Genomic DNA, 8,358 nt, shown 5'->3' on the forward strand with positions numbered 1-8,358 from the left:
AGATAGAGTGGCCTACTCACCTCCACGTGATTTGTAGTTCACAGTTATCCCTATGGCTATAGAATAATTAGAATGATGCTTAAAGGCAAGATGTTTCACGACGTTTTGTGCCTTGAGCGAAGCGAAAGGAATGGTTATAAAAATGAAGATAGCAATAGGATGTGACCCGAATGCGGAAGAATATAAAGCGGTATTAATTCCATTTATAAAAGAATTAGGATATGAATGTACTGATTTTGGAAGTGAAGACCCAGTTTATGCAAACGTTTCATTCGCTGTAGCAGAAGCAGTTGCAAAAAAAGACTATGATCGCGGAATTTTGATTTGTGGAACAGGTGTTGGTGTATCTATAGCGGCCAATAAAGTCAAGGGAGCTTATGCAGCTTTAGTTAACAATATATATCAGGCGCAACGTGCACAATTGAGTAATAATGCTAATATCATCACTCTTGGCGCTCAGGTTACTGGTATTGAACTGGGTAAGTGTTTCGTAAAAGAGTACTTGAGTTTGTCGTTTGATCCAAACTCAAGATCTGCTAATAAGGTCGAGTGTATCAGCGATTATGAACGAGGAAAGAGGAAGGAATAATGAAGTCAATCTCCCAAGTGCAAGGATGTCGTTCTGAGAAAGATATTGCCGGTTCCAATTTTAAGATTAAATCGGATCAATTTGGATACGGGCTACCTAACATGACAGAGCTTGAAATCAAAGCGAAAAATGTCGACTTAATGTCATTCGGATGCTTCAATCCAGCGGACATGGTCACATAGGAGGGGCATTTTCCGCTATCGACATCGTTTCTGCTTTGTATTTTTATAAAATGAGAGTAGATCCAAAAGATCCTCAAATGGAAAACCGCGACAGATTTATTTTGTCAGCAGGACATAAATGCATGGCTCAGTATGGTGTGTTGGCTGAAAAAGGCTATTTTGATAAATCAATACTTGATACATATGGAAAACTGCATTCCAAGATACCTGGGCATCCGGATATGCATAAGTTACCTGGAATTGAAGCCAATACAGGAGCCTTGGGTCATGGAATGGCAATTGCAGCGGGAATGGCTATGGCGTTGAAATTGAATAAGTTGAATTCAAAAGTTTATGTCATGCTGGGTGACGGAGAATTAGCTGAAGGATCGAATTGGGAAGCAGTTGCGGCAGCTTCAAAATTCGGACTGGATAAACTGGTTGTATTTATTGATAATAATGAACTTCAGATCAGTGGGAAAGTTGTAGATGTGATGGATATGCGGCCGATTGACAAGAAATTTAGAGCTTTTGGCTGGGAAGTACTGAACATTAATGGCAATAATATTTTTGATATTGTAAGTGCATTGGATTATAGTGATAGAACAAACGGAAAACCGCTGATGATTCTTTGTAAAACCACTAAATCGAAAGGGCTTCCAATGGGTGAAAATGACCCTGAATTTCATTTCTGGAAGCCTTCAAAAGAAGACTTGGAAAAGGCTGGACGCATGTTAAGTAAACGAATTGAAAGTCTGCAAGCAGGACTTGAGGAGGTAGTTTGATGCTGGGAGAAAAACTGGATCCAAGGAAAGTTTTTGGGAAAGCAGTAACAGACTTAGCAGCGATAAACCAGTCGATAGTTGTATTTTCGGCAGATAGTGGTAAAAGTTCTGGTTTTGGTGAATTTTCGAGGGAGTACTCTGATCGGTATTTTGAATGTGGCATCATGGAACAAGGTATTATCGGAATGGCCTCAGGAATGGCAACCGTTGGTAAAATTCCTGTTTTTTGTGCAATAGCTCCTTTTGTTACGGCCAGACCTTATGAAATGTTTCGAAATGACCTTGGCTATATGCACCAAAATGTAAAAGTTGTCGGTAGAAATTGTGGGATTACCTATTCTGATCTTGGTGCTACTCATCAGAGTCTGGATGATTTTGGGTTAATTCGTTTAATTCCTAATGTAGTGATATTGGCACCTCAAGATCCAACGGAAATAAAAATGGCGGTTAAGGCTATGATTGATTATGCTGGTCCCGTCTATATGCGAATTGGTAATCCTAAAATTCCTGTTCTCTTTGAAGAAATCCCTTTTGAAATAGGAAAGGGAAGATTAATTCAGGACGGAGACGATCTAACAATAATTTCAACCGGTTCGATGACAGCAACGGTCATTGAGGCGTCAAAGATTTTAGAAAAAAATGGCTATTCGGTCAGAGTAATTGGATTACCAACCGTTTATCCGCTTGATGAAGAATTAATCCGAAGTTCAGCTGAAAAAACAAAACGTGTGATGACCATCGAGGAACATTATTGTGACGGTGGAATGGGAACGATGGTGTGTGAGTTGTTGAGTGACACGAAAAATGTAACTGTCAATCGTCTTGGAATTCCCAAGGAATATGGGACAACTGGGGAATATGCTGACTTGTTGGCTTATTATCACCTGGATCTTGAGGGGATTGTACAGTCTGCTATTCGTTTTATTTTAGAAGGTTAGACTGTTCATTATGGAGAGATTCGGCAGTAAAATGATTGAGGAGAGGTTTAAAGTGAGTTATGTTAATATGAAGAGCATCCTTACGGATGCAAGAAAAAATCGTTATGCGGTTGGAGCCTTCAATATTGTTAATTATTTGACTGCAAAAGCGGCCATTGAAGGGGCAGAAGAACTGAAACAGAACATTATTATTCAAACTTCGGTTAAAACAGTGAAGTCCTTCGGCGCAGCAGAAATGATGAGTTGGTTAAAACCGATCGCTGAAAATGCAAGTGTCAAAGTAGCTATTCATTTGGATCATTCGACTGACGTTGAATTTACCAAATTATGTATTGATGCCGGATGGTCTTCAGTCATGTATGATGGATCGAAATTGCCGCTTTCGGAGAATATTGCAAATACAAAAGAAATTGTGGACTACGCCCAAAAATTTGATGTAACGGTTGAAGGGGAGTTGGGAGCTATTGTTGGCGTTGAAGATGATGTTTATGTCAAAGAAGGCGAAGGGGCACATGCCCGACTAGAAGATTGCAAAGTGTTTTTAAGTGAAACCAAGGTAGATGCATTTGCCCCAGCCATTGGAACTGCTCACGGTGTTTATGAAGGCGAAATAAATATCGATTACGACCTTTTTGAAACGATTAATAACAGCTCCCCCTGTCCGCTGGTATTACATGGAGGAACAGGGCTGACTGATGGCATGTTTTATAGTCTGATTGATCTCGGAGCGGCTAAAGTCAATATTTCGACTGCTATAAAAATTGCCTATTGCAGCGGAATGAAAGATTTTGTAGAACAGAATCCCAAACAGAATGATCCTTTGAAACTGGATGCGTATGTAAAAGAGCAGGTCAAAAAAGTCGTTCAGGAACACATACGGTTTTTTAGTCTAACTGATCGAAAACGTCCGAATTATGAGGTTGATCTTCATTGTCATACTACGAACTCTGATGGAAGCGATAACGCGAAAGAATTGATTGACAAAGCGTCAAGGTTGGGAATGCGTGTCATTGCGATAACTGATCATGATGTTCTTCCATTGGAAAAAATTGAAGTAAATGGTTCGATGATTAGGATACAGACATATGCAAAAACAAAAGGTGTGAAAGTTATTCAAGGAATCGAATTCTCCTGTGAGACCGAGGTGGAAGATGTGCATCTCATTGTTTTAGGCTGCGACTACGACAACGAGAAAATTCGTGACATGAATAAAAAAATTGTTAAGAGCAAGATCCACTCTTATCGAGAATTGACGGAGGTTTTAACAGAAAAAGGTTATCCGATTTTATGGGATGAAGTTATAAACTATGGAGGAATTCAAAGAAAACCTGAAAATGTTCAAAAGAAAAATATTTTCAATCTTATGGCTGAAAAAGGTTATTTCGAGAGTTGGAGCGAAGCAAAATTAATGTGCAGAAATAATCCGGAGTACAGAGTAAAAAGGCAAAAACCTAAGGCGGTTGATATTATTAATCTTGCACATGAAGCAGGTGGAATTTGTATTCTTGCACATCCATACTTGATTAATGAAACAGTCGAAATTGATGGGAAAAGAATCAGCAGAGATGAATTTATTGAATCATTGATTGAAGCTGATTTAGATGGTATTGAAGCGTCCTATACTTATGACAAAACAACCTATCCTGGTAAGTTGACTAAAAATGAAATCATTGAAAAAATCATCGAACTATATACAGATAAAGTTAAAATTATTTCAGGTGGATCTGATTATCATGCAGATTATAAAAAAACCAGCAAAAATGTTCGGGAAATTGGAGAATGTGGTATTAGCTACGATTATTTTAGAAAGAATGCTCAATTATCTTCAATTGCTAAATAGCGATTACATGCTAGGGTGTGTCTGAAAAGTAGAAAATCAGATCACCACAATGTAAACAAAGGCATAAATGAAGACGCCAACTGGTCATATAGTGTAGCAATTCTTGGGATACTTTATTTTATTAAATGAAAAAGCGTTCAACTGGATGATGTTCTTTATAAAGCTACCAGTCGTAATCTCATGGATCTTTTGTATTTGATTTTGGCTGAATTGTATAGTCAGCTTCTTGTGAAGTGAATCTCTAATTTTCTGATATTTGTTTCCTTAAGTTTTATCGGCCAAGATATTGGTTCTTTTGATATCAAAGTTCGATAATAGACTGATCGTGACGGTATTTTTGTTAAAGTTACCGCCAGAAAGTTCAAAGTAGACCGGATTTCTGAGACAGTTAACGACTGCAAGAATTTTGACGTGTTACCGCCGCGACTTTTTTCGATGTATTGATTCACTTCAGTTTTTCAACCTCTCTTTAGCACCAGTGCTATTGCGGGCAATCGAGAAGATACCGTTGAATATCAGCTGCTTATCTTTAAGTGGATGGCTGGTTTTGACTTTTTAAAATATATCTTTGATCTGTACTCATTGTCCACCTGTGATTTTATGGCGTTCTGATGGCGCTATACTCCTTCCAGCGTTTTTTGTTCTATTGTAATACGCGTAGTGGTGTTTTTAGAGAATTAGTTTTCAGACACACCCAGGCCTTAGTATTTCCTAGTTGAGTAATTTTGTGTGTCTGTAATCAGATATTTTAATTGTCGCCATGAATCGGTACGGATCGCCTCCACCAGGTAAAGTGACAATGAAGATAAAGTGATTCTTAAGTAATTTACATATTAATGCTGGCAACAAATCTACTACATAAAGGACGACGGCCCTCGAAAGTAAAACAATTTAGGAAATTAAAAAAATAATGTCCTGAATATGTCATATTGCGACTATAAAATGCTTTTAATATGCTATTTACCTGTTGATTCGTAATCAGTAGGTCGGGGGTTCGATTCCCCCCGCTAGCTCCAGCAAGAATCGCATGAGAGAGCCGTTTTGGTTCTCTTTTTTTATTGCCGAAAAGCTGATTAAGGGCAAAAAACCCATGACTTGGGGACAATTTGGGGACACTTTTGAAAAAAGATAAAGCCCGGTGATAAAAATCACTGAGCTTTGATAGAAGGTTTGATTAAAATATCTTCCAGTGCATCACTGGCTTTTGCGTCGGCCGTATTGATCACGTGGGCATAAATGTTACCAGTTGTGGAGATATTGGAATGACCCAGCCGGGAAGATACCGTTTTTAGATCCACACCACTGGCAATAAGGATCGAGGCGTTTGTGTGCCTGAGAGAGTGCAGATGCACCGGCTTTAATCCATGCTTATCGGTAAATTTTTTAAGATAACCGCCGATGGTATCAAGGTTCATGGGTTCCCCGTTCCATCTGGTGAAGATATAGTCGTGATCAATCCATTGATCGCCGACTTTAAGGCGCTCTGTCAGCTGCCAGACTTTATAGCTCCTAAACAGATCAAAGATGAAATCAGGCAGCTTCACGCTACGCTTAGATTTAAAGGTTTTGGGATCCCCTTCAATGATGCCCTGGCCAGTGACATATTTTAAGGCCCTCTTAACGGTGATGATCTTATCTTCAAAGTCGATATCCGACCATTTCAGACCGCCAATCTCACCACGCCTTAAGCCACTGTATATCAGGAGGTTTAGGGCAAGCTTATATTTGATGGGTTCCTCTTCCAGCAGCTCAAGAAATGCCATGGCTTCTTTATCATCCATATAAGCCTGTTCCTTACGTTCTGTTTTGGGCAGCTCCACTCGCTTTTCAATCGGGTTGAAAGGAATAACACCCCATCTCACGGCGGTATTCATGATGTTATTCAGTAACCGGTGATAATGTAAAACCGTGTCGTTTGACACTTGCCTTTGTGGATTGGTTGATAAGAAGAGGCTGTCAAAGTCTTTACCAATAACATCGGCCACCTTGCGGGCGATCTCAAGAGTAGTGTTGCCACCTTTTTTAAGCCTCCGGAGGGTATCGTCATTAATCCCAGCTTTTTCTGAGATGTCCCTCTGCTTCATTTTGGCCACAATGGTTAGGTATTCAGGCGTAACCTGGTATTTCTCTCCGCCACGCATACCAGTACCGGCTTTGATCAGATTATAAAAGTCCTGTATATGCTTTGAGGTAATCTTTCCCATTTTCAGGTGTCCCAGATGTTCAGCAATTTTCAATGAGAGATCCTGATAACCTTTTACCGTCACCGGGGAGAGGTTCTTATTGCCCACATAATTTTTAAACCAGATTTCAATAAAATCAATGAGCTTCGTGTTACTGTCCATGACGTAGCCCAGGTTGCATTTTTCCTCAAACTCCAAGGCGGCTCTGTCCAGATCCTTCTTTAATTTAGTGGGGCTTAATCCATCAGGGGGTTTATAGTTCATGGTGTGCTTTATTCTCTTGCCGTTAACATCGAAACCGCAAGAAACAACGATCCGGAAGGCATTTCCTCTTTTTTCTATGTTGGCCATGGGTTATTCCTCCTCTTCTTTTGTAGCCTCTTCAATTATTTTATCAAGTTCTAAATCATCACCAATTTCTTTTTTCAATTGCTCTTTAAGATGCTCTTTTATCAGGTTGCTAATAGGGGTTTTCATATCAAAATCGTCAGAAGCTTCAAATATTTCACTTAATTCTTTTTTTGTCAGTTTTATAATATCATCAAACGAATCATTTAAACCGAGCTTTTCAAACAGAGTGTTTTGTGCTACTTCATCCCAGTCTTTGGCGTATTCTTCATGACGGATTTTTATTTTTGATCTATTGGAAATAGATTTTTCTCTCATAAAACGTAATACTTCTTTAAGGTCATCAATAATTAAAGTATCAATTATCTTTTGCGAGTCCATAGTACCAATAAAACCGACTTCTGAATCAATACGGAGTTGGCCTTCATTAGCAACCGTAAAGTTGAAAAAATCATCAATTAATTTGAGTGGCCCAGATGGAATGACGGGATGGCAATCGTTCGATTCATGACTTTCTTTATCGGTGTTTTTCAGCTCAGATAAAAGAGTTATAAAATCTTCTATTTCTTTTTCACTAACTGTTGTAATTTTTGAGTAACTCTCAGACATCGACAGATGATAAGGGTCATCTTCATATTCGATAAGAGAGTTAATAGTTGGTATTAGTACACCTGGCAGGTATTTTTTATAACCTTTCAATTTTTCAATTGCTTTATCACTTAACCCTATGGTCTCATGGATGGCCTTATCATCTATATTAGAGGTTCTTTGGTCTGTGATTCCAAGCAGATAATCAGCGGAAACATTAAAATAGTCAGCGATTTTATAGAGGCTATTTATCCCAGGCTCAGCAGCATTATTTTGATATTTGCTTAAAGATCCCGAAGGCACACCTATCTCTACAGCTAACTGCTTGATAGATTTTCCACTTTCAATAATCAGTGATTGTAACTTTACAGCAAACTCTTTTGTTACATTGATACACATATAGGCACACCTCGAAAATATTCATTATTATAAAAACTATGCATGTGATAACTCCTTCCGTTCACTATAATATATATTTTATATATTTCGTTCATTTTGAGATTATTTTTGTTGAAAATAATTTTCTTGCGTTATATAATCACGTTAAGAATTTCAGTTATTGTTGCGTTCATCATGATGATTATACCAGTTGACTTAATTAGAAGCAACAACAATTGACAAATAATGGAGGAAAAAAGTCTGAAACATCTCTAGTATTAAGCAAACCAAATTCTGAGCATAGCAAACAAACCATCAAGTGATGGTCAAAAAAAAGTATTGGTAGAACGAACAGACTTGTTCTTCCTTTCCGGTAAGATAATGGGTGATCGCCTCCAAATAATGGAGGTGGATTGAGAGCGATTTCATTATGTAGACGAGGGCATGGGCCCGTCGATGGTTATGATCCAGGGCTTGATGGGAAGATGTCGCAACATGAGGTATGCCTTTTCAGCTCATTTGCGCGAGCACTTTCGGGTGATCAGCCT

6 protein-coding genes are annotated in these 8,358 nt (G+C 38.6%); 4 read left to right on the top strand and 2 right to left on the bottom strand.

Features of this window, described 5'->3' with window-relative positions; all coding sequences use genetic code 11:
• Positions 1–112 precede the first annotated feature (112 nt).
• From QZ998_RS16500 to QZ998_RS16515, 4 genes are all read left to right on the top strand, one after another.
• Positions 113–589: an RpiB/LacA/LacB family sugar-phosphate isomerase gene (locus QZ998_RS16500; RefSeq protein ID WP_366512471.1), complete on the top strand. Its 477-nt coding sequence runs from the start codon at positions 113–115 to the stop codon at positions 587–589.
• A gap of 145 nt (positions 590–734) precedes the next feature.
• Positions 735–1,535, top strand: a complete 801-nt coding sequence (locus tag QZ998_RS16505) for a transketolase (RefSeq protein WP_296561976.1) — start codon at positions 735–737, stop codon at positions 1,533–1,535.
• Positions 1,535–2,473, top strand: coding sequence for a transketolase C-terminal domain-containing protein (locus tag QZ998_RS16510; RefSeq protein WP_296561965.1), 939 nt, complete (start codon positions 1,535–1,537; stop codon positions 2,471–2,473). The genes QZ998_RS16505 and QZ998_RS16510 overlap by 1 nt, the downstream gene beginning before the upstream one ends.
• Before the next feature lie 52 nt (positions 2,474–2,525).
• Positions 2,526–4,313: a ketose-bisphosphate aldolase gene (locus QZ998_RS16515; protein ID WP_296561967.1), complete on the top strand. Its 1,788-nt coding sequence runs from the start codon at positions 2,526–2,528 to the stop codon at positions 4,311–4,313.
• Positions 4,314–5,461: 1,148 nt separating this feature from the next.
• On the opposite strand, the gene QZ998_RS16520 is transcribed toward QZ998_RS16515, so the two are convergent.
• Positions 5,462–6,847 (bottom strand): tyrosine-type recombinase/integrase, encoded by a 1,386-nt coding sequence (locus tag QZ998_RS16520; protein WP_296561969.1) that lies wholly within the window; start codon positions 6,845–6,847, stop codon positions 5,462–5,464.
• A gap of 3 nt (positions 6,848–6,850) precedes the next feature.
• Positions 6,851–7,831, bottom strand: coding sequence for a helix-turn-helix transcriptional regulator (locus QZ998_RS16525; RefSeq protein ID WP_296561971.1), 981 nt, complete (start codon positions 7,829–7,831; stop codon positions 6,851–6,853).
• Positions 7,832–8,358 lie beyond the last annotated feature (527 nt).

It is taken from the genome of uncultured Acetobacterium sp., from assembly GCF_927416815.1.
Classification (GTDB): domain Bacteria; phylum Bacillota; class Clostridia; order Eubacteriales; family Eubacteriaceae; genus Acetobacterium.